Genomic DNA, 26,490 nt, shown 5'->3' with positions numbered 1-26,490 from the left:
GCAATGATCGACGCAGATCGACTGGTAACAACCGGCGGGCGTGACCGCGACGAGCAACTGGACCGGGCCATTCGCCCGCTGAGTCTGGCCGACTACATCGGCCAGCCGGTGGTGCGGGACCAGATGGAGTTGTTCATTCAGGCGGCTCGCGGACGCAGTGAGCCGCTGGATCACACCTTGATCTTCGGCCCGCCCGGCCTGGGCAAGACTACCCTGGCGCATATCATCGCCCAGGAGATGGGCGTATCGATCAAGAGCACTTCCGGCCCGGTACTGGAACGCCCCGGCGATCTGGCAGCCTTGCTGACCAATCTGGAGCCGGGCGATGTGCTGTTTATCGACGAGATTCATCGCCTGCCGCCGATTGTCGAGGAAGTACTCTATCCGGCCATGGAAGACTTCCAGCTGGACATCATGATCGGCGAAGGTCCCGGCGCGCGTTCGATCAAACTGGATCTGCCACCCTTTACTCTGGTCGGTGCCACCACCCGCGCCGGCATGCTGACCAACCCGCTGCGGGATCGTTTTGGCATCGTGCAGCGGCTGGAGTTCTACAGTTCGGCAGATCTGTCGACCATCGTCAGCCGCTCGGGCGGCATTCTCGGCTTGCATGTGGAACCGGACGGCGCTTTCGAGATCGCCCGCCGCGCCCGTGGCACCCCGCGCATCGCCAACCGGCTGCTGCGCCGGGTGCGTGACTATGCCGAAGTGCGTGGTCAGGGCCAGATCACCCGACCGATCGCCGACCTGGCCCTGAATCTGCTGGATGTCGACGAACAGGGCTTCGATCACCAGGATCGCCGCCTGTTGCTGGCGATGATCGAGAAGTTCGATGGTGGTCCGGTGGGTATCGACAGTCTGGCCGCCGCCATCAGCGAGGAACGGCATACGATTGAGGATGTACTGGAGCCCTATCTGATCCAGCAAGGGTATATCATGCGCACTCCCAGAGGCCGGGTGGTCACCCGCCATGCCTATCTGCATTTTGGCTTGAACCTGCCGGGCCGGCTGGCCTCGCTGCCATCGGCTGAATTGTTCGATCTGGGTGACGATTAGTTTAAAAACAAGCAGTTGGCCGATTGGCAAGGCCGGGAGTAAGCACTAGAGTATGCGCGTTCAGAAAGATGCCCAGCCCTTCAGCCTGACTTGTCGCGTGTATTTCGAAGACACCGACGCCGGCGGCATCGTTTATTACGTCAATTACCTGAAATTCATGGAGCGGGCCCGTACCGAGCGTTTGCGCAGTCTGGGTTACGCCCAGTCGCAATTGGCGGAAGAGGGCCTGCTGTTTGTGGTGCATTCCATAGAAGCGCGCTATCTGGCGCCGGCAAGACTGGATGATGCCTTGCAGGTGACGGCTGAAGTGGTTGAGCTCAAGCGTGCGAGTCTGCGTTTCCGGCAGCAGGTCAGACGTGTTGCAGACGGTCAGCTGCTATGTGAAGGACAGTTTCTGGTGGCCTGTGTGCGCGCCGACAATTTGAAGCCACGGGCCATTCCCGAAGCGTTGCATGCAGCCTTCGCCATGGATTCGGGGCTTTCCCAGTAAGTTTTTAGCAGGAGATGCAGCGTGGAAGCTAACGCCGTCGACCACATGTCCATGTGGAATCTTATCAGTAATGCCAGCTTTGTCGTGCAGTTGGTGATGCTGGCGCTGTTGGCCGCTTCGGTCACTTCCTGGGTGATGATTTTCCAGCGCAGCAGCCTGCTGCGTCACGCCAAGCGCAGTCTCGACAACTTCGAGGAGCGTTTCTGGTCGGGTATCGATCTGTCCAAGCTGTACCGTCAGGTCGGCAGCAGTCCGGACCCGGACTCGGGACTGGAGCAGATTTTCCGCGCCGGTTTCAAGGAATTTTCGCGGCTGCGCCAGCAATCCAGCTTTGATCCGGATGCGGTGATGGACGGTGTCAACCGCGCCATGCGCGTGGCCATTTCGCGCGAGGAAGAGAAGCTCGAGCAGAGCTTGCCGTTTCTCGCGACCGTTGGCTCTACCAGCCCCTACGTCGGTTTGTTTGGCACGGTGTGGGGCATCATGAACTCGTTCCGCGGCCTGGCCCAGGTGCAGCAGGCAACTCTGGCCACGGTAGCGCCGGGGATTGCCGAGGCGCTGATTGCCACGGCAATCGGCCTGTTTGCCGCGATTCCGGCGGTGATTGCCTATAACCGCTTTGCCGCCCGCGGCGAGATGCTGATTGGCCGCTATTACACCTTCGCAGATGAGTTTCAGGCGATCCTGCACCGTAAAGTCCACAGCTCCGATGAGTGAGGGCTGACGTCATGGCAAGAATCCGCAACAGACGCAAACCCGTCTCGGAAATGAATGTGGTGCCCTACATCGACGTGATGCTGGTACTGCTGGTCATTTTCATGGTCACTGCGCCGATGCTCAATCAGGGCGTCAAGGTCGACCTGCCCAAGGTATCCAGCCAGGCGCTGCCGCAGGACAACAACTCGCGGGTGCTGACCATCTCGATCAAGGCGGACCAGAGCTATTACTGGAACATGGGCGAAGAGGTCGATCCCGATCAGGGCAAGGGTAGCGAGACATCCACCGAGCTGCCGAAACTGATTGAGGCGGTGAGCAGTATTCTTGGCGCCAACAGCGGGCAGGGCAAGGCGGTGCAGGTGTTCGTCCGTGGTGACAAACGCGTGCCCTATGAGGCGGTGATGAAAGTCATGGGTGGTCTGCAGCAGGCTGGCGTCAGCAATGTCGGGCTGATTACCGAGGCCCCCTGATGCGTCAACTGATCGAGCGTTCATCCTCGGAAAGCTATTTCTGGCCTGTGGTCTGGGCGGTTGTGCTGCACCTGCTGATTTTTACCATGCTGTTTGTCAGTTTCCAGTTCACTCCCGAGCTGCCTCCGGCGCGCCCGATCATCCAGACCACCTTGTATCAGCTCAAGTCGCAGAGTCAGGCAACCACCCAGACCCCGCAGAAGATAGCCGGAGAGGCGAAGAAAACCGCGGCACCGAGCAATCAGGTCGAACAACTGGAAACCAAGAAGATCGAACAGCAGAAGCAGGCTGCTGCAGTCAAGGCGGCTGAACAGAAGAAGGCCGCCGAACAGAAGAAAGCACAAGAAGTACAGAAGGCTGCCGAGCAGAAGAAGCAGGCTGAAATAGCCAGGAAGAAATCCGAGGAAGAGAAGAAGAAAGCCGCAGAAGAGGCCAAAAAGAAGAAGGCTGCGGATGATGCCAAAAAGAAAGCTGCAGAAGATGCCAAGAAAAAGGCTGCTGCCGAAGCCGCCAGGAAGAAAGCGGCTCAAGACGCTGCGCGCAAATCCGCTGAGGACAAAAAAGCCCAGGCGCTGGCCGAGTTGTTGGCCGAAGACACCCAGTATCAGCAGGCCATGGCCGATACCGTTGGCAGTCAGGTGGCCGGCAATCTGGATGATCTGCTGATCAAGCTGGTCAGCGAGCAGTGGCAGCGTCCACCGTCAGCGCGCAACGGCATGAGCGTCGAGGTGATGATCGAGATGTTGCCGGATGGCACCATTACCAATGCCAGCGTGACGCGCTCCAGTGGTGATCGTCCCTTTGATAATTCGGCCGTGGCGGCAGTCCGCAACGTTGGCCGGATTCAGGAAATGCAGCAGCTCGATCGTGCGACCTTTGACAAGCTGTATCGTCAGCGTCGCGTCATTTTCAAACCGGAGGACTTGTCCCTGTGAACACCCTTACCCGTATCCTGCTGCTGAGCCTGAGTCTGTTGCTCGGTAGTGTCCAGGCGGCCGAGCCGCTGGTGATTTCGCGTGGTACTGATCGCGCGGTACCGATTGCCGTAGTGCCGTTTGGCATGCAGGGTGGTGTGGTATTGCCGGAGGATATGTCCGGTATTATCGGCAATGATCTGCGCAACTCGGGCTTTTTCGAGCCGATTGCCAAGCAGAACATGATTAGCCAACCAGCCCAGCCGGCAGAGATCATCTACCGCGACTGGAAAGCGGTCGGTGCGCAATACCTGCTGATCGGCAATGTCACGCCGGCTGCCGGGCGGCTGCAGGTGAATTTTTCCCTGTACAACGTGACCACCGAGCAGCAGGTCATGGCCGGTACGGTGAGTGGCGGGATGGATCAGTTGCGCGATATGGCACATCACATTTCGGATCAGGCCTTCGACAAGCTGACCGGTATTCGCGGCGCGTTCTCCACCAAGCTGCTCTACGTGACAGTCGAACGTTTTGCCCCCAACAATGCCCGTTACACCCTGCAGCGCTCTGACTATGATGGTGCCCGTGCGGTGACCCTGCTGCAGTCGCGGGAGCCGATTCTGTCACCCAGCTATGCGCCTGACGGCAAGCGCATCGCCTATGTCTCCTTCGAACAGAAGCGGCCACGCATCTTCATCCAGTATGTGGACACCGGCCGGCGTGAGCAGATGACCGATTTCTCCGGCCTGAATGGCGCCCCGGCCTGGTCGCCGGATGGCAACCGCCTGGCCCTGGTGCTGTCCAAGGACGGTAATCCGGAAATCTATGTGATGGATGTGGCTACACGCCAGCTCAAGCGCGTAACCAATCAGCTGGGTATCGATACCGAACCGTTCTGGGGCAAGGATGGCCAGACCATCTACTTCACCTCGGATCGTGCCGGCAAGCCGCAAATCTACAAGGTCAACATCAATACTGGCGCGACCCAGAGAGTCACCTTCGTCGGCAACTACAATGCCAATCCGAAGCTGTCGGCAGATGAGAAAACGCTGGTCATGGTGCATCGCCAGGACGGCTATGCAGTGTTTCGCGTCGCTGCGCAGGACTTGCAGCGCGGCAGTTTGCGGATAATTTCGGAAACCAGTCTGGATGAGTCGCCCACTGTTGCGCCCAACGGGACCATGGTAATCTACGCTACCCGCCAGCAGGGTCGGGGCGTTCTGATGCTGGCTTCGACCAACGGTCGAGTGAGAACGCCGCTTCCCACTGCCCAAGGCCAAGTTCAGGAACCTTCCTGGTCGCCCTATCTGAACTAAAAGCGGCTACCAAGCCAAACATGATCCAACACCTCGATTTACTAGGAGTTACAAAATGGAAATGCTGAAATTCGGCAAAATTGCCGCCGTTGCCCTGGCCCTGGCCGTTGTTGTGGGTTGTTCCTCGAAGAAGGGCGATGCCGCCGGTGAAGGCGCTGTTGATCCGAATGCCGGTTATGACGCTAGCGCCAATGGTGCCTCCGGTCTGGACAGCAGCATGAGCGATGAAGCTGCACTGCGCGCTATCACCGTATTCTACTTTGCCTACGACAGCGCCGAGCTGCAGCCTGAGGCCATGCGTGCCCTCGACGTGCATGCACGTGACCTGAAAGCCAATGGTCAGCGCGTAGTGCTGGCAGGTAACACCGACGAGCGCGGTACCCGCGAGTACAACATGGCACTGGGTGAGCGTCGCGCTCAGACCGTACAGCGTTATCTGGTACTGCAGGGCGTTTCCCCGGCACAGCTGGAAGCCATTTCCTATGGTGAAGAGCGTCCGGTTGCGCTGGGTAACGACGAGCAGGCGTGGGCGCAGAACCGCCGCGTAGAGATGACCAAGTAAGCAGTCATGACCAAGCTCAATCGCATTCTCGCGTTATTGGCCTTTGGCCTGCCTCTGGCAGCACTGGCCGAAGTACCTGTCGTCGAAGGTAACAATGCTGCAGGTGGCGGCTATTCGTCGGCAGGTTATGGGAGTGCGGCTTCCTATGCTGGATCCGGGGCAGCTGCCCCGGTTTCGGCACAAGGACAGGTATTCATGCAGTTGCAGCAACTCCAGCAGGAAGTGCAGCAACTGCGTGGTCTGCTGGAAGAGCAGCAAAACGAAATTCGTAACTTGAAGCAGGAAAGTCTGGATCGCTATCAGGATCTTGATCGGCGTCTGGGTACTGGCGCTGCCGGTGCTCCGCTGAATCAGAGTCAGCCTGGTACTGCGATGAATGCCGGTAATGCTCCGGTGATGCCTGTTGCTCCTGTACAGAATCCGTCTGCGGCCAGCGCTGGACCGGCTGACCCGGAAAAAGAAAAGCTCTACTACGATGCGGCTTTCGATCTGATCAAGACCCGCGACTTTGCCAAGGCCAGTCAGGCATTTAGCGGCTTTTTGCGCAAGTATCCCAATAGTCAGTACGCGGGCAATGCGCAGTACTGGCTGGGTGAAGTAAGCCTGGCGCAAGGCGATTTGCCCGCAGCCGCTCAGGCCTTTGCCCAGGTCAGCAAGTCCTATCCTGATCATCAGAAAGTGCCGGATTCGCTGTACAAGCTGGCCGATGTCGAATTGCGACAGGGCAACACCGCTCAGGCCAAGTCGATTTTGCAGCAGGTTGTCAGTCAGTATCCGGGCAGTTCCGCTGCCCAATTGGCCCAGCGCGACCTCAAAGGCTTGTAGTCAGACAGCTTTGGCTGGACTAAACCCGCGCCAGTCGCGGGTTTTTTCGTTAGAATCGCCATCCCTATTTTCGTCATCACGACACAACGGAGGCGGATGGCCTGTTTAGCTGTCACGCCCGTGGTCCCATGTCAGAAACACTGCGTATTACCGAAATTTTCTACTCCCTGCAGGGCGAGACACGTACTGCCGGCTTGCCGACGGTGTTTGTTCGCCTGACCGGCTGTCCGTTGCGCTGCCAGTATTGCGATACCGCCTATGCCTTCAGTGGCGGTGAGCTCTGCACCCTGCAGGAGATTCTTGCCCAGGTGGCGACTTACCAGCCGCGGTATGTCTGCGTGACCGGTGGCGAGCCGTTGGCACAGCCCAATTGCATCCCGCTGCTGCAGCAGTTGTGCGATGCCGGTTACCAGGTCTCGCTGGAAACCAGCGGTGCACTGGATATAGCGGCTGTTGATCCGCGTGTCAGTCGTGTGCTTGACCTTAAAACACCGGATTCGCAGGAGGTCGCGCGCAACCGCTATGAAAATATCGCGTTGCTGACCGCACATGATCAGGTGAAATTCGTTATCTGTTCGCGCAAGGACTACGACTGGGCGGTTTCCAAGCTGATCGAGTATCGCCTGGAGCAACGTGCTGGCGAAGTACTGTTCTCGCCCAGCCAGCATGAGCTGCCGGCGCGGCAGCTGGCGGACTGGATCATTGCTGACAATCTGCCGGTGCGCCTGCAGTTGCAGCTACACAAGATTCTCTGGAATGACGTGCCGGGACATTGATATGAACGAAAAGCGTGCAGTCATCCTGTTGTCTGGTGGCCTCGACTCGGCGACCGTCGTGGCGATGGCCCGGGCAGACGGTTTCAGCTGCTACAGCATGAGTTTTGATTATGGCCAGCGTCACCGTGCCGAGTTGGCCGCAGCCGAGCAGATTGCCCGGCAACTGGGCGTGATCGAGCACAAGGTGATAGGTCTGAACCTCAACGGCATTGGCGGCTCGGCCTTGACCGATGAAAGTATCGCGGTACCCGAAACACCGGGTGAAGGCATTCCGCTGACTTATGTGCCGGCACGCAATACGGTGTTTCTGGCGCTGGCATTGGGCTGGGCCGAAGTGCTGCAGGCGCAGGACATTTTCATAGGGGTGAATGCGGTGGATTATTCCGGCTATCCGGACTGTCGCCCCGAGTTCATCAGCGCCTTCGAAAGCATGGCCAATCTGGCTACCAGGGCCGGGGTAGAGGGTCCGGGCTTTCGTATCCAGGCACCACTGCAGTACCTGAGCAAGGCTGAAATCATTCAGGCCGGAACCCGTCTCGGGGTTGATTACGGGCTGACGGTTTCCTGTTATCAGGCCGATGCCTTGGGGCGGGCCTGTGGTCGCTGTGATAGCTGCCGTTTGCGTGCTGCAGGCTTTGCCGCGGCTGAGCTGGCTGATCCTACGCATTATCAATAGCTTGCCTGTGTTTTTCCGGTTTCAGGCGACTCCGGGAACTGCACTTCGAATGGTATATTTCGGCTGTACACAAGCCTGCTCGCTCTCAAAGGTCCGCGATCATGACGCACATTTCCGAACGCCTGCTGGTTCAGGCCCATCTGGATGCCAAACAGCCAGTTATCCTGTCTGCAGAACAGCAAGCTGAGCTGCGTGAGCAGATTGCCGCTGAGCTCAAGCGCCAGAATGCGGTACTGGTGGCGCATTACTATTGCGATCCGGTGATTCAGGCGCTGGCCGAGGAAACCGGTGGCTGCGTTTCCGATTCACTGGAAATGGCCCGATTCGGTAATCAGCACGCGGCGCAGACCGTGCTGGTGGCCGGCGTCAAATTCATGGGCGAAACGGCGAAGATTCTCAATCCGGAAAAGCGCGTACTGATGCCAACGCTGGAAGCCACCTGTTCGCTGGATCTGGGCTGTCCGGTGGATGAGTTTTCGGCATTCTGTGACCAGCATCCGGAACGTACGGTGGTGGTGTACGCCAACACCTCGGCAGCGGTGAAAGCCCGCGCGGATTGGGTGGTGACCTCCAGCTGCGCGCTGGAAATTGTTGAAAGCCTGATGGACAACGGCGAGAAGATCCTGTGGGCGCCGGATCAGCATCTGGGCCGCTACATCCAGCGCGAAACCGGTGCCGACATGTTGCTCTGGGATGGGGCCTGCATCGTCCATGAAGAGTTCAAGGCGCGCCAGTTGCTGGAAATGAAGGCCTTGTATCCGCAGGCTGCCGTTCTGGTGCATCCGGAGTCGCCGGAGGCGGTAATCGAACTGGCAGATGCCGTTGGCTCAACCAGTCAGTTGATCAAGGCCGCGCAGACGTTGCCCCAGCAGATGTTCATCGTCGCCACTGATCGCGGCATTTTTTACAAGATGCAGCAGTTGTGTCCGGGCAAGACCTTCGTTGAGGCGCCAACGGCTGGCAATGGCGCGGCTTGCCGCAGTTGCGCGCACTGCCCGTGGATGGCGATGAACACCTTGCAGCGCACCCTTGATTGCCTGCGCAATGGCAGCGGAGAAGTGCTGGTCGATGCGGCGCTGATTCCGCGTGCGGTACTGCCACTCAAGCGCATGCTGGACTTCAATCGGGCGGCGCACCTGCGGGTCACAGGTAATGCCTGAGCAGCCTGTCCGGGCTCAGCGCATCATGGACTGAAGGATTTCCTGTTCCTCGATGAGTTGCTTCTGGCGAGCGTCTATGCGTGCTGCCAAAGGGAAGTTCGAGGCCGCACGGCGCTTGGCATAATTCAATTGCTCAATCGCTTGGCGGTAGTCGCCAACCAGCGCGAAGTACTCGGCGCGAGCCTGATGCAGGCCGATGATGTTACCGTTCTGGCCGCGAATTTCGGCGACCTGATACCAGATTTCCGGGTCATAGGGGCGCATCTTGACCAGCTGGTCCAGGGTTTCCTCTGCTTGCACCTTCTGCCCTTGCTTGACTTGCAGGTTTACTTGCGCCTGCAGCACCGGGTAGTTGTCAGGGAAGGTCTTGAGCAGCGTGTCGAGCCGGCTGCGGACATCACCGTAACGCTTGGCGCTCATGTCCAGCTCGATCTGGGCCAGGTTGTAGACGATTTCGTTGGGGGCCTTGGCCAGTAGTTGTTTGAGGTTTTCACCTGCCGGCTTGATCTGCTCAGCCTGTATTTGTGCTATCGCCAGCCCGTAACGTGCAGGATCAAACTTCGGGTTGTCGTTCAGCATGGCCTGAAAACGCTTGGCGGCTAAGCCTGGGGTTTCTTCAAAGACCAGCTGGGTGCGTGCGCGCATCAGCTGGTAGCGCGTGGTGTCCTTGACGCCCCCGGCAGGGTATTGCTCCGCGCGGTTGCGGGTGTCAGCAATCCGCGATTCGGTAACCGGGTGGCTCAAGAGGAATTCAGGTGGCCTGCTGTTATAGCGGTACTGGCTCAGCAGGCGACCGAACATGTCAGGCATGCTGCGCGGGTCGTAGCCGGAGTTTTCCAGGGTTTGCATGCCGATGCGGTCCGCTTCCTGTTCATTCTGTCTGGAAAAACGCTGACTTTCCTGCATGGCTGCGGCCTGGGTGGAGGCGATTGCCGCCATGCCGGCATTGCCTGCGCCGGCTGCCATGGCAACGATACCGGCGAGAATGCCCGCCATGGCCGGCAGCTGCATCTGCTGCTGGGCCTCGATGCCGCGGGCAAAGTGGCGTTGTGACAGGTGAGCCAATTCGTGCGCCAGCACCGAACTGAATTCGCCTTCGGTTTGCGCATACAGGAACAAACCGCCGTTTACGCCAATGATGCCGCCGGGCGCGGCAAAGGCGTTGAGTTGGTTGCTTTTGAGCAGGATGAAATTGAACCGGCGATCCTGCACCTCGCTGGATTCGGCGAGGCGGTAAACGTTGCTTTCCAGATAGTCCTTGAGCAGCGGGTCGGGGATCTGTTCGGTCTGGCCGCGAATGATGCTCAGATAGGCATGACCCAGCTCGCGCTCCTGGCGCAGGGAGACGATTCCCGAGCTGGAGTCACCAAAGGACGGAAGATCGCTGGCGCCAACGGGTGCAGTCATCAGGCAGGCAAGGGTCAGCAGGGAGTGGCGCAAGTGATGCATGCTCAAAGGCTCTTGTTCAGGTGATTCATACTGTAGCTGTGTGAAGGTGCGGCTGGCCAGCAGTTGCTGGCCTTGAGTAGACTGGTTCGCCCGTTCAGGGATATCTGCAAAGACTGGCGAGCAATACAAGGCTCAGGCGGAAATTCATGGTGAGTACAATTTACGCGCTTTTAATGAGCATCTGATTCGCTGGCTGTTCCTTGTGCGCGGCGCTAAAGCAGGTTCTGCGTGGTGCTTTGTGAATTCTTTGCGAATGCAGTGCTTTTGCACGAACAGTAGTTTTTCAGAGGTTCCCCAGGAGTTCAAATGACTGATAAGGCCTGTCCCGATTACCCCTTTGATGCCGAGCTGGACGCCCGTGGACTGAGCTGTCCGTTGCCCTTGCTGCGGGCCAAGCTGGAACTCAATCGGCTGCCTTCCGGTGCGGTGCTCAAGGTATTGGCAACCGACGCCGGTTCGCAACGGGATTTTCATTCCTTTACACGGCTGGCCGGGCACCGCATGGAGCATGAAATGCAGGTCGATGGCATTTACGGTTACTGGTTGCGCAAGGCCTGAGCCGCTTGCAGTACTTCGGCGGCATGTCCGGCAACCTTGACCTTGCGCCACTCGCGGCGCAGCACACCCTCACTGTCAAGCAGAAAGGTGCTGCGCTCAATCCCCAGGTACTCCTTGCCATACAGCTTCTTCTGCTTGATGACGTCGAATAGCTGGCAGAGCGCTTCTTCCTTGTCGCTGATCAGTTCGAAGGGAAAGGCCTGTTTGCTGCGGAAGTTTTCATGGGACTTCAGGCCGTCCCTGGATACGCCGAAGATCAGTGTCCCGGCATCCTGGAAAGACGCGTACAGGTCGCGGAAATCCTGCCCTTCGGTCGTGCAGCCCGGGGTGCTGTCTTTCGGATAAAAGTAGATCACCAGCTGATTGCCCTTGAGTGCAGATAGCGTTACCTGCTGGCCGCTGGTCGCCTGGGCAGTGAAATCGGGTACCTGTTGGTCAATGGCAGTGCTCATGGAGTAATCCTTTATGCCTGTTGTGGACGCCAGGGCTCGATCAGTGCGTCCAGGTTCAGGGAGTCGGCGAAATCGAGGAACTGGTCACGCAGCCAGCTGATCTGGGTACCGGCGGGCAATGTCACCGTCAGGGTGGCATTCATCATGGTGCCGCCGGTCTGTGGCGCGAGGTAGGTGTCGCAGGTCAGGTTTTCCAGCTCGACCTTGTGATCGGAGAAGAACTGGCAAAGCTCGTTGAGGATGTCCGGACGATACACTGAACTGACGTAAGCCACGTAAGGCAAGGCTTGCGGACGTGGTTCCTGTACGCCGCTACGGGTTACGCTGAGGGTGAAGTGGTGTTTCTTCGCCAGCCCCGGCAGGCTGGCTTCCAGGCGTGCCAGCGCATCCCAGCTGCCGGCGATCTGCAGCACCAGTGCGCTGTGTTCGCCGTGCCGGCTAAGGCGTGTACTGGTAATGGCGCAGCGGTTTTCCTGGCTTACCCGGCACAGCACATTGGTCAACTCCATGGAATTGGAGCCCAGCGCGCAGATGACGAGGAATTGTTCACGAACGGGAGGGGTGGACATGCAGCATTCCTAAGAAAGAGAGGTTGGCAAGGTGCAAACCTGTAACACAGGCCGGCAGGTTATCGAAAAGGCGGGCTGAGGGGAATGCCGGGCATGTCCATTGCTTGTGCAAGGCAGGTGGCGCCAGTACCATAACGCTCTTAATTTACAGCAGGAGCGGTTGCATGATTGCGGGCAGTATGGTGGCACTTGTCACGCCCATGAATGCACAGGGTGGTCTGGATTGGGAGAGCCTGACGCGGCTGGTGGATTTCCACCTGCAGGAAGGCACCAATGCCATAGTCGCTGTCGGCACCACCGGTGAGTCGGCGACACTCGACGTGGCCGAACATGTCGAAGTGATCCGGCGTGTGGTCGACCAGGTTAACGGGCGGATTCCGGTAATTGCCGGCACCGGTGGCAATTCAACCCGTGAGTCGGTTGAACTGACTACGGCGGCCAAGCAAGCCGGCGCCGATGCCTGTCTGCTGGTTACACCTTATTACAACAAGCCCACCCAGGAAGGTTTGTATCTGCACTTCCGGCATATCGCTGAGTCGGTGGCGATTCCACAGATTCTCTACAACGTGCCCGGACGTACCGCCTGCGACATGCTGCCGGAAACCGTGGCACGCCTGTCTACGGTGGATAACATCATCGGCATCAAGGAAGCCACCGGCGACCTGCAGCGCGCCAGGCAGGTGCTCGATCTGGTGAGCAAGGACTTCCTGGTCTATTCCGGTGATGATGCCACGGCGGTCGAGCTGATTCTGCTTGGCGGCAAGGGCAATATTTCGGTTACCGCCAATGTCGCACCGCGTGCCGTCAGTGATCTGTGTGCTGCCGCCATGCGCGGTGAAGCAGCTGCAGCGCGCGCCATCAATGAACAGCTGATGCCGTTGCACAAGGCGCTGTTTATCGAGTCCAACCCGATTCCGGTGAAGTGGGCGCTGCACGAGATGGGCCTGATTCCCGAAGGCATACGTTTGCCGCTGACCTGGCTGAGCCAGAACTGTCATGAACCTCTGCGGCAGGCCATGCGCCAGTCCGGCATATTGGCCTAATTCAAGGAATTACTGCGCATGAAGCGAATTGCCGGGTTGTCCGCGCTCGCCCTGATTATCTCCAGTACCAGCGCCTGCAGCTGGCTGGGTCTCACCGGGAAGGACGGTTACTTCCGTGACCGTTCTGACGATTACCTCGAATCGCGGCAAACCGCGCCCATGCAATTGCCGCAAGGGGTACAGAGCAAACCTCTGGACCCGTTGCTGCAGATTCCAACCAATGTGGCCAACACCCGCGTCACCGAATATGAAGTGCCACGGCCACCGCTGCTGCTGCCAACTACCGGCATATACAGCGACTTCACCTTGCAGAAGAAAGATGACATTCGCTGGCTGGTGGCCAAGCGCACACCGGCGGAAGTCTGGCCGATGGCTCTGCAATTCTTCGAAGCCAGCGGTTTCCAGATTGCTTCGCAGAACCAGACTACCGGTGAGTTCCTCACTGCCTGGCAACCACGTCAGGACCTTTCGGCTGCTTTGGGCCCAGGCTCCGAAGATGACGAAGACGAAAATGCCAATAGCGATATCCGTATTCGCGTGCGTGTAGAGCCCGGCGTACAGAAAAACACCACCGAAGTATTCGTGGCGACTGCCTTGCGCGACAAGGACAGCGGCGATGAGGATCTGGAGTGGTTGACCGATACCGGCGTGGAAACCAGCCTGCTCGACGGCATGATGACCAGTATGGCAACCAATGATCAGGAGACCCAGCAGGTTTCCCTGTTGGCCGAGCGCGACTTCGACTCCCCTTCACGGGCGGTTCTGAGCGATGATGCCAGCGGCAATCCCCTGCTGACCCTTGGTACGGATTACGACCGCGCCTGGTCAAGCATCGGGCGAGCGCTCGAAGTGGTCGATATCCGCGTAGACGACCTGGATCGTACTACCGGGGTGTATTACATCGACATGTCCAAGCCAGCCAGTGCACCGACTCGTGAAGAGCCGGGCTTCTTCGACTGGATCACCGGCGGTCCGGATGACGAGGTTGAGGCGGAAGATGGTGTGAGCCAGTCGCAGCGCTATACCGTGCATTTGCTCCAGGTTGGCAGCAGCGTGCAGGTAACGGTGCAGACCAGCCAGAACACCGCGGCACCTTACGAAGAGGCCAAGCAGTTACTCAGCGAGATACGCACCGGCATCCTGGCCCCCGATCCGAACATGCACGGAGGTCCGGGAGGTCCCGGAGGGCAGGGGCGCCCCTGAGACGCCAAGCCTGACTGATGAACTTTCATGGGCGAAAACCACGCGGTTTTCGCCCGTATTTTTTCAAGACGGAAATACACAATGACTACACCGGCTTCCCTCGGTCTGAAAAAAATCTACTCGGGCAAAGTCCGTGATCTGTACGAGATCGACGACAAGCGCATGCTGATGGTGGCCACCGATCGCCTGTCGGCATTCGACGTGATCCTCAACGAGCCGATCCCCGAGAAGGGCAAGATTCTCACCGCGATTTCCAATTTCTGGTTCGACAAACTGCGTGGTCTGGTACCCAACCATTTCACCGGCGACCGGGTCGAGGACGTGGTGTCGGCGGCCGAATTGCCGCTGGTCGAGGGGCGTGCCGTGGTTGCCAAGCGCCTCAAGCCGGTGGCTGTGGAAGCGATTGTGCGTGGCTACATCGTTGGCTCGGGCTGGAAGGAATACCAGAAGAACGGCACGGTATGCGGTATCCGCCTGCCTGCCGGGCTGAAAGAGGCGGCCAAGTTGCCGCAGCCGATCTTCACTCCCTCGACCAAGGCGGCCGTAGGTGATCATGACGAGAACATCTCGTTTGCCCAGTGTGAAGCGATCATCGGTGCCGAACTGGCGGCCAGGGTGCGTGATACCTCGATTGCCCTGTACAGCGCCGCCGTCGAATATGCGGCAACCCGCGGCATCATCATCGCCGACACCAAGTTCGAGTTCGGACTGGATGAAAACGGCACCCTGACGCTGATGGATGAAGTGCTGACCCCGGATTCCAGTCGTTTCTGGCCGGCCGACAGCTACGCTGAAGGCAGCAATCCGCCCAGCTTTGACAAACAGTTCGTGCGTGACTGGCTGGAGTCGACCGGCTGGAACAAGCAGGCACCAGCCCCGGCGGTGCCAGTCGAGGTGGCACAGAAAACCGCTAACAAGTATCGCGAAGCGCTGACACGTCTGACCAGCTGAGTAGAAAGGCGGCCAGGCCCCGAAAAGCGTAAAAATAATCCCTCCCGGGGTTCGCCTCGCCCGTTTCGGCTGCTATCATGCGCGCCGCTGGGAAGATGCCGGAGTGGCCGAACGGGACGGATTCGAAATCCGTTGTGTTAGCAATAGCACCTAGGGTTCAAATCCCTATCTTCCCGCCACTACAAATTAAGTCTAAGCCCCTGAAATCATTAATAATTCCAGGGGCTTTTTCTTTTCAGAAATATCGTTTAGGACAAATTTAGGACGAAATTGGCACCTTCCAGGCCGCATCTGACCGCCCTAGACCGTTTCGAAGCCCATCATTTCAGACACCATCTTTGCCATGCTTTTCGTATTACCGGGCATCCACCTGGCGTAGTGCTTCTTCACCATGGTGGTGTCAGCGTGCCCGAGCTGGCGCGCTACCCACTCCAGTGGCACATAACTTGAAATAGCCTGGCTGGCGAAGGTGTGCCGGCATTGGTTCGGGCCGCGGTGCGCTACCTTGCTGCGCTTCAAGTGGGCGGTGAACCACTCGCTGACGTTCTGGCCGCTCCAGGGTATTCCGCTCACCGAATTTCGGAAGAGCAGGGTGACCCGCTCCTGCTTTCGGCTGATGTTGTCCCGCTGGATGATCTCAAGCGTGCCGGCAGGGTAGGACGCTGCGTCGAGCAGTATCTGACGCATAAGCTCCATGGCCGGAGTGATCATCTCGACAAAGCGAATACGCGATCGTTCCTTTGGTACCTTGTACTCAACACCCACGCGAGCGCGGCGGACGTGTACACCTCCAGTTTCAAGATCAACATCTTCGACGGCCAGCGCGATGATTTCCGAAAGCGAAAGGCCTGCCCAGCAATTGAACAAGAGCATCCTCACATCTGGCATGCGCCCCAGATCTCCAACAGCAATGTTCTCCATCTCGTCCCTGGTGAATGGGTTGGCAAACTCGATTTCATCGTCGCGTTCGATGTTACTTATGCGATCTAGCGGGTTGGTACGCAGAATACCGTCCTGAAAGGCATCGCCCCACACTCCCCGAACCACAGTGAATATGTCGTTGACGGTCTTTGGGGCAAAACCTGCCTTCAATAGTTTTGCTTGGAACAACTCTAGGTCTGACTTTCCAATATCGGCGATGCGCCGTGGTCCTGCCCAGGCAATAACGTGCTTCGCCTTGCTGGCATAGTTGACGTAGGTGCTGGTGGCCTTTTTGGCCAGCTGAACCTGCAACCATCTGTGCACCCCTTCCTCAACGGTCCGCCTTGTGCCTGGCCCGTCAGTGCCTGAGAGCGCCGCAGCCTTTGCTGATTCTGGGAAGTGCTGGGCGTAGTCGAAGCGGCCTTCTTTGATCTCGGTAAGGATCGCTCGGCGCTTGTTGTCGGCATAGGCGATTGACGCCTTGTCGATTGTGATGACCCCGGGTACGGTCTCCCGACACCGCTGCCCATGCAGCTGGAATGAGACTCGGATCTGATTGCCGTTTAGCTCGACACCCCGGGGTAGTTTAGCGACGCCCCTTGGCAGCACTTTGCTCACGTGGCCCTTTCCTGCATCCAATTGGAGATTGCCTGGCGGTTGAAGACGTACTTGCCCATTGGGTCTTTTCTGTAGTGCTTGCCATCCAGCCACACCCCTCGTTCGCGGTACTTCCGCGCTGCTTCGCTGCTGATGCCAAAAATAGGGGCAAGCAAATTCCCGCGAAACCACTCGGCGGGGGTGATGCGAAAATCTAGTTTCTCTGCGGTTGTCATGGCATATCACCTTCAAGATGCTTCAGTTCTCGGATCAGCATCGGCAGCAACTTTCGCTGGATGATGATTGTGTGGAGCGCCGACCCGTACCAAGGTCGACTTGCAGTATAAAAGCATGCTTGTATTTATAATGCAAGCATACTTGCATCGTGCTTTTGTTCAGACACAAAACCCGAACATGGCGGGCCTTGATTAAGCGGGAGTGTTACTTCGATAGGCAGGTTACCAGTGGTTCCAGATACTGCTGGACAACCCACAAGCCAGCTAACATAGCTATGCAGAAGCTAAAAGGGGCTGAGACCTTGTTGGTCCAATATCACATTACCGGGTCACGCAGGCAAATAGCGGGATGGATTTATGATGGCGCTGATTAAGTGCATTTTTATAACTGACGATTCATCGATAGTCAGAGGAGGGTGCGCACCATTGATGCAAAAAAAGTGGAATAAGCCGTCTTGCTTGTCCTTGAAAATTTTGATCATAGACTTTGCAAGTGATCCATCGTCAACTTGGACGAGCACCTCTTCACCTGCTGTTATGTAGGGATTATTTGGCTCAATCAGCACAAATTCACCACTTCGGATGCGCGGCTGAAGTGCATCTCCAATAACTTTAAGGGCGTAAGCGCCACTGTCGACGCTGGTTATTCGAACAAATCCATTTTCAGGGGTTGCTGGAAAGTCAACAGACTCGAAATAGCCATTTTCCTCTAGCTTTGCAGTACCAAATATAGGTATCAATCCGTCATCGCGGTGGAAGTATTCATCCCCGGTGGTGTCTCTAGGTGCATCTTCATGTAATGGCTCCGCGGCAGCACTGCCCTTGAACGTCGAAAAATCCCGCTGGCCATTTCCAGTTAAGAGCCAGTCAACTGAAGTTCTGAACGCCAAAGCAATACTCATGAGGTGCTCATTCTTTATGTTTGCAGTATCCCCAGCGAACCATTGGCGCACCGCTTCATAGGTGATTCCGCAAGCATTCGACAACGTGCGCCGAACTTCTCGCGGCTTTACGCCGCGCGCCTGCAATAATTCTGTCATTCGGTCTGTTATGTTCATGTCCGCCAACCGACAAGCAGTCTCTGTGACTATGCCTGCGCAGTAAATACAAGTGTGCTTGCATTCTAGCATATGAAAGGAGACAGGCAATAACGCGCGGATGCGCCGAAGATTCCTGATTTTTAATATCGCAAATAGACGGATATCTATTATGCAATTGGACGCTACTTGATCATGCAATTGGACGGAATCCGCCAGCGCTCTTACACTGTGCTCAGCCAGTTCTTTGCCCTCATCAGGTAGCCCCGTGACCGTCACACACCACCCGAGATATCTGCAGCAGCAGGTACTGGACGCACTGAGCGACACTCCAGTCGTCTGCATTCTTGGGCCGCGCCAGGTTGGAAAAACCACATTGGCCCGCCAGCTGCAACCAGAGCGTTCGTATGTCTCTTTCGACGACGCCACGCTGCTCGCTGCCGCCCGCTATGACCCGATTGGCTTCGTAGCCGGTCTGCCGCAGCAGGTCATCCTCGATGAAGTGCAGCGGGTGCCTGAGCTGCTGTCCGCCATCAAACTGTCCGTGGATAACGACCGACGCCCTGGGCGCTTCGTCCTCACCGGTTCGGCCAACCTGTTGTTGCTGCCCGGCGTGCAAGAATCACTGGCCGGTCGCATGGAAGTGATCTACCTCAACCCGCTGTCCGAGCAGGAAAAACAGCACAGCCAACATTCCCTGATCGAAAGCCTGCTGTCCGGTCAGATAAGGCCGGCCATCAGCGGCCTGCAATCGCCGGTTTCCGGCGTTGCCGAGGCCGTGGTGTGGGGCGGTTATCCGGAGCCCAACACGCGAACCGAACCGCGTGCCCGGCAATGGTTCCGTCAGTATCTGAATGCCATCATCCAGCGCGATGTGCAGGATATCGCCAATATCCGCGATGGCGATGAACTGCTGCGCCTGCTTCAGCTCATCGCCTTGCGCACCGGCAGCCTGATCAACATCAGCAACCTGGCCCAGGACACAGGCCTGCAGCGCGACACCATCGGCCGCTACCTCTCGGTACTTGAGCGTCTGTTCCTGATACGAACACTGCCCGCCTGGCACCGCAATGCCGCCAAGCGCCTGATTAAGGCACCGAAGATCCACATCGTCGACTCCGGTCTGGGCTGCGCGCTGGCCAACCTGAAAACCGCCGATTGGCACCGCCCCGACAATGCCTTTGGCGGCATGCTGGAGAGCTTCGTCGTACAGCAATTGATCTGCCAGGCCGGTTGGGTCGACAACGAACTGCGCTTCTCCCATTACCGCGACAAGGACCAGCTCGAAGTCGATCTGGTCATCGAGCAGGACGACCGCTTGTGGGGCGTGGAGATCAAGAAGGCCGCTTCCGTGCAGGGCAAGGATGGCCGTGGTCTGGCCCGTCTGGCCGAACAGGCTGGCCACAGTTGGCAGGGCGGAATTTTACTCTATACCGGTACCAGTACGTTGCCCCTGTCTCTCATTCCGAATGCTTTTGCCGTTCCTATGGATCAGCTGTGGACGGCCATCCCCAATTCACTGAGTTAGCAGCAAGGAGGCTCATTTGGTTAACCCGCGCTCACTTGTCCAAGCCTTGTATCTCCACTGGCAAATTGTCGAGTGGTTGACGCAACGCTCGCGTGAAGTGCCCGTGTTTGAGCCATCACAGGTGTTGGCAATGATGGGCAAGGTGGATGCCAGCAAGACGCTTGATGAGCGCGAGGCAGCGTTGCGTGCGCTGATCAACGCCGAGATTCTGCTGGTGTTGCCGAGGGACATTTTGCTGCAACTCAATGGCCATGTTCTGGAGTTTGTAAAAGGCCTGACCCGCGAGCATGAGCTGGGTTTGTCCGCTGTTTTACAAGTCAGGGTGCAAGGTGTTCGCGAGGCGACGGGGCGCCTGAATGCCGCATTGGAGCAACGTGATCTGGACGCACTCAGGCAGGCCTGCGCAATGCTGGCCGATTTGTTTCGACAGATCAGTCTGCAATTGGATCAGGACCGTCATGCGATTCTGGAAATTGCCGAGAAAGCCAAGTCGAATGACAGCCAGATGTCTGCGAGCCGTCGCTATCGTGAGGTTTTGCAGGCTTACGACGACTATGTAGAACCCATGGCCGCCATGATGGATAGCGGCCCCAGCGGAACTTTCTATCGCTACCTTGAAGAGGCGGAACGGTCCCTCGATTTCAGTCACGACATTCTGACCGCTCAGGGTGCGCTATACACCCTGCGCCAACTGGTGCGCCAGGCTGCTTTCCAGGCCAAAGAGTTGCGCAAGCTCGGGCGCGAGGTACTCAAGCAGTGCAGCGATACCTTGCTACCGCTTCGCGAAGAGCTACGTCAGCACAATACCTTGTCAGCCAATATCAGTTACCTGCTTGGCCTGGTTCGCAAACGCGGTTTGCAGCGGACCTTCCGCCCGAATGACCTGCCTGTGTGGCGAGCGGATCGACCAAGACGGATCTCGGCAGGCGATGAAATAAGAACCATCATGGCTCAAGCGCAGCGCTTTGAGGCGAGCAGCACCGCTTTTCCAGAAGAAGCTCCCGCAGTTTCCGTGGATGAATTGCAACTGGTCGATAGCACTGAATTACGCCTGAGATTGGCAGGATGCCTGCCGGTAACCAGCCTGCTGGACTGGTTGCGCGCCGAGTATCCCCACCTCAACGATGCTACTTTGCTGCGCCTTTACCATGAGCTGATCGGTGAGGTGGATTGGCAAGTTGCACAGTCGGACCAGCGCCATAGCACCGAATTGAACACGCTCAACGTGATCCATTATCCCCACGGAATTTACCCATGACCAATCAACCGGCCACCTTGTATGTGGGGCGAATGCCGCGCTTGGGTGAGCTTTTTAAACTGTTCAATGCCGGCAGGCACTTGAATCGAGTTGCTGAGCCTGCACTTTGGGCTGAACTGGAGCAGGAGCAAGAACAATACCAGGCTCTTTTCAGCAGCCTTGGTTATCAGTTGCGCGTAGATGCACGCGGTTTTGCCTGGTTTCACTTTGACAACGCCAATAGCGCGGTCAACGTCACCACTCGCCAACTGGCCTTGCTGCTTATGCTGATCTTTGAACACATGTCTGATCAGGGGCTGCATCTGGGGCGTTTTGGTGACTGGATACTGGATCGAGACCTGCTTGTTGCACTCATGGAGCGCAGTCATGACTTGCTACAGGCTGAAGGCCTGGATGAGCAGAATTTGGCGGGCCTGCTTGATCGTGCCTGCAATTACTGTCTTGCCGAAGTGGCCAGTGGCGGTTGGCGCCTTCTGCCAGCTGTATGGCGTTACCTCGATCATTTCGAGTCACTGGCTGCCAAGCCGCACGATGCCGATGACGCAGAGTCCGAGGTGGTGCTGACTGAGCAAACTGATGATGAAGGTGAAGAGCCATGATCGAGTATGGTTTTCAACGCCTGGTTCTGCTCAATAGCGCAGGCTATCAACGTGCAGAGCTGCCCCTGGATTCAGCCGTTTCACTGGTGGCACCGAATAACACCGGCAAAACCAGCCTGATCAATGCATTGCAGTTTCTGCTGATCATCGACAAGCGGCGCATGGACTTTGGCTCGTACGATGTGGAGCGCAGTCGGCGCTTTTATTTCCCGAACAATAGCGCCTATATCCTGCTTGAAGTGCTGCTGCCGGAAACCGGCACAGTGGTGCTTGGCTGCGTGGGCAAAGGCGTCAGCTATGACTATGAATACTTTGCTTATCGCGGGCCGTTGGTCGTTGATGATTTTCGCTTTGAAGATAACAGCCTGGTAGCTCAACCCCAACTGGTTAGCCATCTGGCCCGTCGTGGTCGTCTGGTGGAGCGATACAGCAGCACTGAGTTCGCCGGCATGGTGTACGGAAGTGGGAAGCGAAAGCGTAGTGAGCAGGGTGACTTTTGCGTATTTCGTCTGGAACAGGCGAGTCAGGCTGAGGTGTTTCAGCGGGTTCTCACGCGGACTTTGCGCCTGGATCAGCTGCAGTCGAACGAGGTTAAAGAATACCTGTTGCTGATCTTTGGCCGCGACCTTCCAGATTCCAAGATCGACTTCAAGCTGGAATGGGACAAAGCGTTTGCAGAGGTTAACGCTGATCGAGCGCAGTATCAGGCGGCTTTCACTCAACGTGAGCGCTTGGTTGAGCTTGAAACCTTGCATGAGGAACAGCTGACCTTGCGCGGCAAGGTCTGTTATTTCCGCCCGCAGATTGATCAGTGTCTGATGCAATGGCAAAGCTGGTATCAGCAGCGACGCCTGGACAGTCTGGCAGAGCAGCAGCAGGCTGAAGATGCCGGCATAAGACTCAGACATGAACGTGATGAGAAGCTGCAACAAAAGTTTCAGCTTGAGCAGGATTCAAAAGCGTTAGCGAGCCAGTCAGGGCGACAGAAGGCGCTGGAGCAGCGGTTTGCGCTGATCAGCGGGCGGCGGATTTTGCAACAAAGCCTTGCTCAAGCCACTGAAGACTATGAGCAGCAAGTCAGCCTCGTTCGAGAGGCGGGCAGCCGCACGGTTGAGCAGATCCGCCGAGAGCAACAGCAAGTGCGTGGCAAGCTGCAAGAGATTGAGCGCGAATTACAGACGCTGTCGGGCAATCTATATCAGCACCTGCAACAGGCGCTGAGTGCCGAACAACTGCAGGCAATCAACCGGCTGTTCAGTCGCAGCACCATGACCTTGGGGGAGGGTGACTTCCAACTGGATGGGCCTGCGTTCAAGGTCACGCTGCAGCAATGGTTGCAGAACGCTGACAGCCTGGTCTTGCCAGGTTTGGCGTTGCAGATAGATGGTTTGCCGCAGCAACACAGCCAGCGCAGTGCGGCCCAGCTACAGCAGGAACTGACGGAACAGCAGCAACGACTTAGCGCCCTGCAGTTGCAACTGCAGGTAGCTGAAGAAATGCAGACTGCCAAACAGCGCAAGGACGAGCTGGATCGCAAGCGCAAACAAATCGAGCGCGAGCTGGCTGAATTCGACGAGCTGGAAGCCTTGCGTGCCAATTGCGAGGCGCGCGAGGAGCAGGAGGCACAGTTACAGCACAAACTGCAGCATATCGGTCTGTACCTGGCGAACATGCGGGAAGAGGAAGATCGCCTTCGAGCAGCTTTGAGCGCAGCATTGGACAAGCTGAAAGAGCTGGATGAACAGCATCAAAGCATCTGTCAGCTGCGTGAATCCCGCAGTGACAGCCCGGCGCTGTTCAATTATCTGCATGAGCTACCCCGCCATGAGTGGCTGGCCGCTGAAGAGCTGTCGCTGGGATCCTTGGCGGGAGCGCTTAAAGCCTATCAGAAGGACTGCCAACAGCTGTTGCGTCTTGAGGACAAGATTCGCGGCGTGCTTGGCGAGTTGCATGCTGGCGGTCTGACCAAGTACCAGCAGAGCGAAGACAGAGACAGTGAGACCGGGCGCATGCTCGAATTTGCCAGGCTTCTGCCACAGGAGAGCGAGGCTATTGAACGTGCCGCACGCACTGCCGTGGTTAACGTCACCGCATGCCTGCGTCAATTGCGGGATGGATTGCAGACATTCAATAGCAAGATGCGTCAGTTCAACCAGCTGATCGGTCGCCGGCGTTTATCGGACCTTGCTGTGTTCAAAATCGAACCGGAAGATCAGCGCGAGCTGGTTGATGCTATCGAGAAGTTGATCAGCACGGCCGAGCAGGTGGGTTCGGGTGAAACGTTCGAGCTGTTCAATCATGGCAGTGTTTTGGATGATGACACGCTGAATCGCGCCAAGACCTTGCTGATTCGCGAAGGGGAGGCGCGCGGTGGTCTGCGGGTGGAGCATTTGTTTTACCTCAGCTTCATCGTTGGCAAGGATGGACAAAAGCCCGAGGCTTTCGCTGATATTGATGGGGCTGCATCCAACGGAACGGTGTTGATGGCCAAGCTGGTTACTGGATTGGCACTGCTGCACCAGATGCAGGACAAGCGTCAGACGGTGCGCGCAGCGTGCTATCTGGATGAGGCGCTGGCCCTGGACGGGCCAAACCAGACCAGCCTGATCGAGACGGCCGCGGAGTTTGGCTTTGCGTTGATTTTTGCGTCTCCGGCGCCCCTGGCAACCGCGCGCTACTGCGTGCCGATCAGCCGGCACAATGGCTTCAATCAGATCAGTCAGAAAAGCTGGCAGGTTCTGGAACCCAAGCAATCGGTGATGCGTCCATGAGTGGCGCCCTGGCCGATGCTTTAGGCAAGTTACTGGCCAGCGAGAATGGGCTTGCCCACAGCCAGTTCACCCTGGCACAGCGTGGGGCGCTTGACGACTTCGCGCGCAAAACAGGTGCAGTCCGCCTGCAGAGTCAGGGTCGTGGAAGTCTGTTTCGGGTGATTGACCGGCCGTTGGCAGAAGCACACTTGCGTCAGTTACGGCCGCTGCAGGGTGATGCTGTTCATGATGATCTGCCAATACGTGCAGCCAATGTAGGCATGTTTCGCAGCTCAAAAGGTAGTGCTGCCGGTCACGCCTGCCAATACCTGATTTTGAAATCCATTGATCAATCGGTTCGCTGGCACGATGGGCAGGGTCAAGAAGTGGATCTTCCGGCGATTACACAGTTGTGTGGCGCGGCAACACTGGCGATACGGCCAGCGGATGACTGGAGCAGTGCTTCGCCATTATGGCTGGTGGAGAATCAGGCGCTGTTTGACGACCTGAGATGGCTACCTACAGGGGCCTGCGGCACCCTTTGCTATTACGCGGGGCAACTCAGTGGTGTGGTGCTCGACTGGTTGCAGGCAAAACCAAGAGCCTCTCAGATTATTTTGTTTCCCGATTGCGACGGAATTGGCCTGCAGAATTTTGCCCGTCTGCGTGAAAGGGTTGGAGATGCATGCGAATTTTGGATGATTCCCGGTTGGCGAGACTTAATACAGCGCTACGGCAATCGGAAGATCTGGCAAGACAACCTGGCAAATTTTCAGGATGCCGTAGCGCGGCTCACAGCCTTGGGCATGCAGCCGGAGTTGGCAGACTTGTGCCACGCATTGCAGTCCAGCGCAATGGCGCTGGAGCAGGAGGTAGTGTTTTTATCTGCCGGGCCGTGAAGCAGTTTTGAGTTGAGCAAGGCTAGCAGTGACTAACACCCAGTTCGGCAGAGAAGGAGCGGCAGCTCCTGCGTCGGGTGGAGCGTTGTGTTTAGTTGTGTGTTCTCGAGCTGGATCTGAACGCATTCCTGCCGATTGCTTCGAATTGCTTCGAATTGATTTTAATTACTACGCATTTCCGCGAATTCTTGAGCATTGCTGTGCATTTCTACGCATTGTTATGCCCAACAATTCATTGAAATGCCACTTTGATTGAGTTGCTGCAGTTGTCTCCGTCTATCCAGGAGGGCTGTTCTTCAGTATCACGTCAGGATCTAGCTCCCGCCCGAAGTCAGGGTCGGCCCCCGTAGTTCGTGCATTCGCCAGATAATCGCGATATTCACGGGCTAGAAATTTCTGAATGAATTTCCGCAGGCTGTTGTAGCTGACGATGATCCCGGCTCTTTCCAGCATTTCCTTCTGCTGAGTAATTGGCGTCCCCAAGCGCGTCGCCTCGCGCAGGATGTCAATTCGTGGGAGCAGTGCTTTCGTAACACTCCCTCTTACATTTTTGGGGCCGCTGCCCGATTGTGCGATCGCTTTCATGCGTTCCAGCTCGGCCCGTAACGCCGCGGTCTTGCGGTTGGCCTGCTCCTGTTGCATGCGGAGCCACTCCAGCTCTTCTTTCTCATCCTGGGCACGCTCTGCGTCAGTGCGTCGATCGTACATGGCCATTACCTTGATTTGTGTGTTTGGTTGGAAACTGGTTTCTAAATCTACCAAATGTTTCGCCTTTTCTTGGCTATTTGCAGCAAAACCGTCCAAAAGAAGCACTCAGTCCTTGCGCTCTAAATTAGTTGCAAACAAGTGTTTTTGATTTGAACTTGCATAAACAAAAAATAAATGATTGTATCTTTCCAGTAAAGATAGCTAACACTCCTGCACTCTTCGGGTGCTGTCGCGTTACGCAGAAGCCTTGAAGCACTTGGTCTGTAGCTGTTTTGTTTGACTATGAAAAATTTCATAGTCGGTTTTAAGAAGGGTGGAGTGGTTGATCAGATCCGCTCCAATTGAGAATTATTCGCAGAGGTGTAGAAGGTGACCGCACCTAAAAAACGAGGCAAAACGTCCTCCCAGGTAATAACGACTGACCGCCGCGTTGCGGATTTAGACGCTCTTGCTGAGGGCTTTGGCGTGGCCCCAGGGCGGGTGCTGGACACCCTTCTTGAGCTGCGCGCGCCGGAGGAACTGGCTGCCTTTGCCCAGGCGCAGGCGTGGCGCCGGGACGCTAATAAACCGGTTCCTGTGCTGCTTGATGGTGCGGTTGTTGCCGCGATCTCGGGCCAGCTCGCAACCAGTTTTTCCCGCCTTCTGGGACCGCTTTTGATCGATGTTCTTCAAGTGGCAATTCCACAGGCGTTTGAAAGCCGCCCGCAAATTTTGCAGGGCGTTGTGAATTCGGTCATCGACCGAATGATTGCCGAGCAAGAGGGGTAAGT

At 57.1% G+C, this 26,490-nt stretch carries 28 protein-coding genes and 1 tRNA gene; 22 read left to right on the top strand and 7 right to left on the bottom strand.

The genetic code is table 11. The features are described from left to right. The first annotated feature begins 3 nt into the window (after positions 1–3). From ruvB to nadA, 11 genes are all read left to right on the top strand, one after another. A complete protein-coding gene (gene ruvB / locus BLT89_RS09975) occupies positions 4–1,056 on the top strand; it encodes a Holliday junction branch migration DNA helicase RuvB (RefSeq protein ID WP_090194646.1) in 1,053 nt (350 codons plus the stop codon). Positions 1,057–1,108: 52 nt separating this feature from the next. Beyond that, on the top strand, positions 1,109–1,546 hold the full coding sequence (gene ybgC / locus BLT89_RS09970) for a tol-pal system-associated acyl-CoA thioesterase (protein ID WP_090194645.1): 438 nt from the start codon (positions 1,109–1,111) through the stop codon (positions 1,544–1,546). Positions 1,547–1,567: 21 nt separating this feature from the next. Next, the gene (gene tolQ / locus BLT89_RS09965; RefSeq protein WP_090194643.1) at positions 1,568–2,263 is read left to right on the top strand and encodes a protein TolQ; all 696 of its coding nucleotides are present in this window, start codon (positions 1,568–1,570) and stop codon (positions 2,261–2,263) included. A gap of 11 nt (positions 2,264–2,274) precedes the next feature. After that, on the top strand, positions 2,275–2,733 hold the full coding sequence (gene tolR, locus BLT89_RS09960; protein ID WP_090194641.1) for a protein TolR: 459 nt from the start codon (positions 2,275–2,277) through the stop codon (positions 2,731–2,733). Beyond that, positions 2,733–3,668: a cell envelope integrity protein TolA gene (tolA, locus tag BLT89_RS09955; protein WP_090194638.1), complete on the top strand. Its 936-nt coding sequence runs from the start codon at positions 2,733–2,735 to the stop codon at positions 3,666–3,668. The genes tolR and tolA overlap by 1 nt, the downstream gene beginning before the upstream one ends. After that, positions 3,665–4,963, top strand: a complete 1,299-nt coding sequence (tolB, locus tag BLT89_RS09950) for a Tol-Pal system beta propeller repeat protein TolB (RefSeq protein ID WP_090194637.1) — start codon at positions 3,665–3,667, stop codon at positions 4,961–4,963. The genes tolA and tolB overlap by 4 nt, the downstream gene beginning before the upstream one ends. Positions 4,964–5,018: 55 nt before the next feature. Beyond that, positions 5,019–5,525 carry a peptidoglycan-associated lipoprotein Pal gene (gene pal, locus BLT89_RS09945; protein WP_090194635.1) on the top strand — a complete coding sequence of 169 codons (507 nt, stop codon included), beginning with the start codon at positions 5,019–5,021 and terminating at the stop codon, positions 5,523–5,525. A 6-nt stretch (positions 5,526–5,531) separates the two neighbouring features. Further along, entirely contained in the window at positions 5,532–6,350 is an 819-nt protein-coding gene (ybgF, locus tag BLT89_RS09940; RefSeq protein WP_090194633.1) for a tol-pal system protein YbgF, read from the top strand. 128 nt (positions 6,351–6,478) lie between these two features. Further along, on the top strand, positions 6,479–7,126 hold the full coding sequence (gene queE / locus BLT89_RS09935; protein WP_090194631.1) for a 7-carboxy-7-deazaguanine synthase QueE: 648 nt from the start codon (positions 6,479–6,481) through the stop codon (positions 7,124–7,126). 1 nt (position 7,127) lies between these two features. Next, positions 7,128–7,802 carry a 7-cyano-7-deazaguanine synthase QueC gene (queC, locus tag BLT89_RS09930; protein ID WP_090194630.1) on the top strand — a complete coding sequence of 225 codons (675 nt, stop codon included), beginning with the start codon at positions 7,128–7,130 and terminating at the stop codon, positions 7,800–7,802. A gap of 101 nt (positions 7,803–7,903) precedes the next feature. Next, entirely contained in the window at positions 7,904–8,962 is a 1,059-nt protein-coding gene (gene nadA / locus BLT89_RS09925; RefSeq protein WP_090194628.1) for a quinolinate synthase NadA, read from the top strand. A 15-nt stretch (positions 8,963–8,977) separates the two neighbouring features. Here nadA and BLT89_RS09920 read toward each other — a convergent pair whose 3' ends face one another. Next, positions 8,978–10,411, bottom strand: a complete 1,434-nt coding sequence (locus BLT89_RS09920) for a M48 family metalloprotease (protein ID WP_090194626.1) — start codon at positions 10,409–10,411, stop codon at positions 8,978–8,980. Positions 10,412–10,717: 306 nt separating this feature from the next. On the opposite strand from BLT89_RS09920, the gene BLT89_RS09915 reads away from it, so the two are divergent. Then, the gene (locus BLT89_RS09915; protein WP_090194624.1) at positions 10,718–10,969 is read left to right on the top strand and encodes a sulfurtransferase TusA family protein; all 252 of its coding nucleotides are present in this window, start codon (positions 10,718–10,720) and stop codon (positions 10,967–10,969) included. On the opposite strand, the gene BLT89_RS09910 is transcribed toward BLT89_RS09915, so the two are convergent. Beyond that, a complete protein-coding gene (locus BLT89_RS09910) occupies positions 10,948–11,421 on the bottom strand; it encodes a peroxiredoxin (protein ID WP_090194623.1) in 474 nt (157 codons plus the stop codon). The genes BLT89_RS09915 and BLT89_RS09910 overlap by 22 nt on opposite strands. Before the next feature lie 11 nt (positions 11,422–11,432). Then, positions 11,433–11,990: a glycine cleavage system protein R gene (locus tag BLT89_RS09905; protein WP_090194621.1), complete on the bottom strand. Its 558-nt coding sequence runs from the start codon at positions 11,988–11,990 to the stop codon at positions 11,433–11,435. 164 nt (positions 11,991–12,154) lie between these two features. Here BLT89_RS09905 and dapA point away from each other — a divergent pair, with 164 nt between their 5' ends. The 4 genes from dapA (at position 12,155) to BLT89_RS09885 (ending at position 15,366) form a co-directional block, all read left to right on the top strand. After that, entirely contained in the window at positions 12,155–13,033 is an 879-nt protein-coding gene (dapA, locus tag BLT89_RS09900; protein ID WP_090194620.1) for a 4-hydroxy-tetrahydrodipicolinate synthase, read from the top strand. An 18-nt stretch (positions 13,034–13,051) separates the two neighbouring features. Continuing rightward, entirely contained in the window at positions 13,052–14,236 is a 1,185-nt protein-coding gene (gene bamC, locus BLT89_RS09895) for an outer membrane protein assembly factor BamC (protein ID WP_090194618.1), read from the top strand. An 81-nt stretch (positions 14,237–14,317) separates the two neighbouring features. Next, entirely contained in the window at positions 14,318–15,187 is an 870-nt protein-coding gene (locus tag BLT89_RS09890; protein WP_090194616.1) for a phosphoribosylaminoimidazolesuccinocarboxamide synthase, read from the top strand. Between the two features lie 89 nt (positions 15,188–15,276). Next, positions 15,277–15,366: transfer RNA gene (locus BLT89_RS09885), tRNA-Ser, on the top strand. A 121-nt stretch (positions 15,367–15,487) separates the two neighbouring features. Here the strand turns inward: BLT89_RS09885 and BLT89_RS09880 are convergent. The 3 genes from BLT89_RS09880 to BLT89_RS09870 all read right to left on the bottom strand — a co-directional run bounded on the left by BLT89_RS09880 (position 15,488) and on the right by BLT89_RS09870 (position 17,999). Next, positions 15,488–16,726 (bottom strand): Arm DNA-binding domain-containing protein, encoded by a 1,239-nt coding sequence (locus BLT89_RS09880; RefSeq protein WP_090194613.1) that lies wholly within the window; start codon positions 16,724–16,726, stop codon positions 15,488–15,490. Next, positions 16,723–16,941: an excisionase family protein gene (gene xisR / locus BLT89_RS09875; RefSeq protein ID WP_090194612.1), complete on the bottom strand. Its 219-nt coding sequence runs from the start codon at positions 16,939–16,941 to the stop codon at positions 16,723–16,725. The genes BLT89_RS09880 and xisR overlap by 4 nt, the downstream gene beginning before the upstream one ends. Positions 16,942–17,270: 329 nt before the next feature. Continuing rightward, entirely contained in the window at positions 17,271–17,999 is a 729-nt protein-coding gene (locus tag BLT89_RS09870) for a S24 family peptidase (protein WP_157718845.1), read from the bottom strand. A gap of 247 nt (positions 18,000–18,246) precedes the next feature. Here BLT89_RS09870 and BLT89_RS09865 point away from each other — a divergent pair, with 247 nt between their 5' ends. The 5 genes from BLT89_RS09865 to BLT89_RS09845 all read left to right on the top strand — a co-directional run bounded on the left by BLT89_RS09865 (position 18,247) and on the right by BLT89_RS09845 (position 25,012). Next, a complete protein-coding gene (locus BLT89_RS09865) occupies positions 18,247–19,506 on the top strand; it encodes an ATP-binding protein (protein WP_090194608.1) in 1,260 nt (419 codons plus the stop codon). A 103-nt stretch (positions 19,507–19,609) separates the two neighbouring features. Continuing rightward, positions 19,610–20,764, top strand: a complete 1,155-nt coding sequence (locus BLT89_RS09860; RefSeq protein WP_231975004.1) for a hypothetical protein — start codon at positions 19,610–19,612, stop codon at positions 20,762–20,764. Further along, positions 20,761–21,363: a condensin complex protein MksE gene (locus BLT89_RS09855; RefSeq protein ID WP_090194604.1), complete on the top strand. Its 603-nt coding sequence runs from the start codon at positions 20,761–20,763 to the stop codon at positions 21,361–21,363. Before BLT89_RS09860 ends, BLT89_RS09855 begins: the two co-directional genes overlap by 4 nt. Further along, complete coding sequence (locus BLT89_RS09850) at positions 21,360–24,134, top strand: hypothetical protein (RefSeq protein WP_231975003.1); 2,775 nt, start codon at positions 21,360–21,362, stop codon at positions 24,132–24,134. The genes BLT89_RS09855 and BLT89_RS09850 overlap by 4 nt, the downstream gene beginning before the upstream one ends. Then, on the top strand, positions 24,131–25,012 hold the full coding sequence (locus BLT89_RS09845) for a hypothetical protein (protein ID WP_231975002.1): 882 nt from the start codon (positions 24,131–24,133) through the stop codon (positions 25,010–25,012). Before BLT89_RS09850 ends, BLT89_RS09845 begins: the two co-directional genes overlap by 4 nt. A 276-nt stretch (positions 25,013–25,288) precedes the next feature. On the opposite strand, the gene BLT89_RS09840 is transcribed toward BLT89_RS09845, so the two are convergent. Further along, complete coding sequence (locus tag BLT89_RS09840; RefSeq protein ID WP_157718844.1) at positions 25,289–25,825, bottom strand: hypothetical protein; 537 nt, start codon at positions 25,823–25,825, stop codon at positions 25,289–25,291. A 264-nt stretch (positions 25,826–26,089) separates the two neighbouring features. Between BLT89_RS09840 and BLT89_RS09835 the strand changes: the two genes are divergently transcribed. Next, positions 26,090–26,488 (top strand): hypothetical protein, encoded by a 399-nt coding sequence (locus BLT89_RS09835; RefSeq protein WP_090194601.1) that lies wholly within the window; start codon positions 26,090–26,092, stop codon positions 26,486–26,488. Positions 26,489–26,490: the final 2 nt, after the last annotated feature.

This window comes from Pseudomonas pohangensis (assembly GCF_900105995.1).
GTDB classification, from domain to species: Bacteria; Pseudomonadota; Gammaproteobacteria; order Pseudomonadales; family Pseudomonadaceae; genus Aquipseudomonas; species Aquipseudomonas pohangensis.
This window is presented reverse-complemented; position numbering and strand designations above follow the sequence as displayed.

Coding starts and splice junctions, on each gene's coding strand:
- ruvB (WP_090194646.1), top strand. CDS start 4: ATGATCGACGCAGATCGACTGGTAACAACCGGCGGGCGTGACCGCGAC.
- ybgC (WP_090194645.1), top strand. CDS start 1,109: ATGCGCGTTCAGAAAGATGCCCAGCCCTTCAGCCTGACTTGTCGCGTG.
- tolR (WP_090194641.1), top strand. CDS start 2,275: ATGGCAAGAATCCGCAACAGACGCAAACCCGTCTCGGAAATGAATGTG.
- tolA (WP_090194638.1), top strand. CDS start 2,733: ATGCGTCAACTGATCGAGCGTTCATCCTCGGAAAGCTATTTCTGGCCT.
- pal (WP_090194635.1), top strand. CDS start 5,019: ATGGAAATGCTGAAATTCGGCAAAATTGCCGCCGTTGCCCTGGCCCTG.
- ybgF (WP_090194633.1), top strand. CDS start 5,532: ATGACCAAGCTCAATCGCATTCTCGCGTTATTGGCCTTTGGCCTGCCT.
- queE (WP_090194631.1), top strand. CDS start 6,479: ATGTCAGAAACACTGCGTATTACCGAAATTTTCTACTCCCTGCAGGGC.
- queC (WP_090194630.1), top strand. CDS start 7,128: ATGAACGAAAAGCGTGCAGTCATCCTGTTGTCTGGTGGCCTCGACTCG.
- nadA (WP_090194628.1), top strand. CDS start 7,904: ATGACGCACATTTCCGAACGCCTGCTGGTTCAGGCCCATCTGGATGCC.
- BLT89_RS09920 (WP_090194626.1), bottom strand. CDS start 10,411: ATGCATCACTTGCGCCACTCCCTGCTGACCCTTGCCTGCCTGATGACT.
- BLT89_RS09915 (WP_090194624.1), top strand. CDS start 10,718: ATGACTGATAAGGCCTGTCCCGATTACCCCTTTGATGCCGAGCTGGAC.
- BLT89_RS09910 (WP_090194623.1), bottom strand. CDS start 11,421: ATGAGCACTGCCATTGACCAACAGGTACCCGATTTCACTGCCCAGGCG.
- BLT89_RS09905 (WP_090194621.1), bottom strand. CDS start 11,990: ATGTCCACCCCTCCCGTTCGTGAACAATTCCTCGTCATCTGCGCGCTG.
- dapA (WP_090194620.1), top strand. CDS start 12,155: ATGATTGCGGGCAGTATGGTGGCACTTGTCACGCCCATGAATGCACAG.
- bamC (WP_090194618.1), top strand. CDS start 13,052: ATGAAGCGAATTGCCGGGTTGTCCGCGCTCGCCCTGATTATCTCCAGT.
- BLT89_RS09890 (WP_090194616.1), top strand. CDS start 14,318: ATGACTACACCGGCTTCCCTCGGTCTGAAAAAAATCTACTCGGGCAAA.
- xisR (WP_090194612.1), bottom strand. CDS start 16,941: ATGACAACCGCAGAGAAACTAGATTTTCGCATCACCCCCGCCGAGTGG.
- BLT89_RS09870 (WP_157718845.1), bottom strand. CDS start 17,999: ATGAACATAACAGACCGAATGACAGAATTATTGCAGGCGCGCGGCGTA.
- BLT89_RS09855 (WP_090194604.1), top strand. CDS start 20,761: ATGACCAATCAACCGGCCACCTTGTATGTGGGGCGAATGCCGCGCTTG.
- BLT89_RS09850 (WP_231975003.1), top strand. CDS start 21,360: ATGATCGAGTATGGTTTTCAACGCCTGGTTCTGCTCAATAGCGCAGGC.
- BLT89_RS09845 (WP_231975002.1), top strand. CDS start 24,131: ATGAGTGGCGCCCTGGCCGATGCTTTAGGCAAGTTACTGGCCAGCGAG.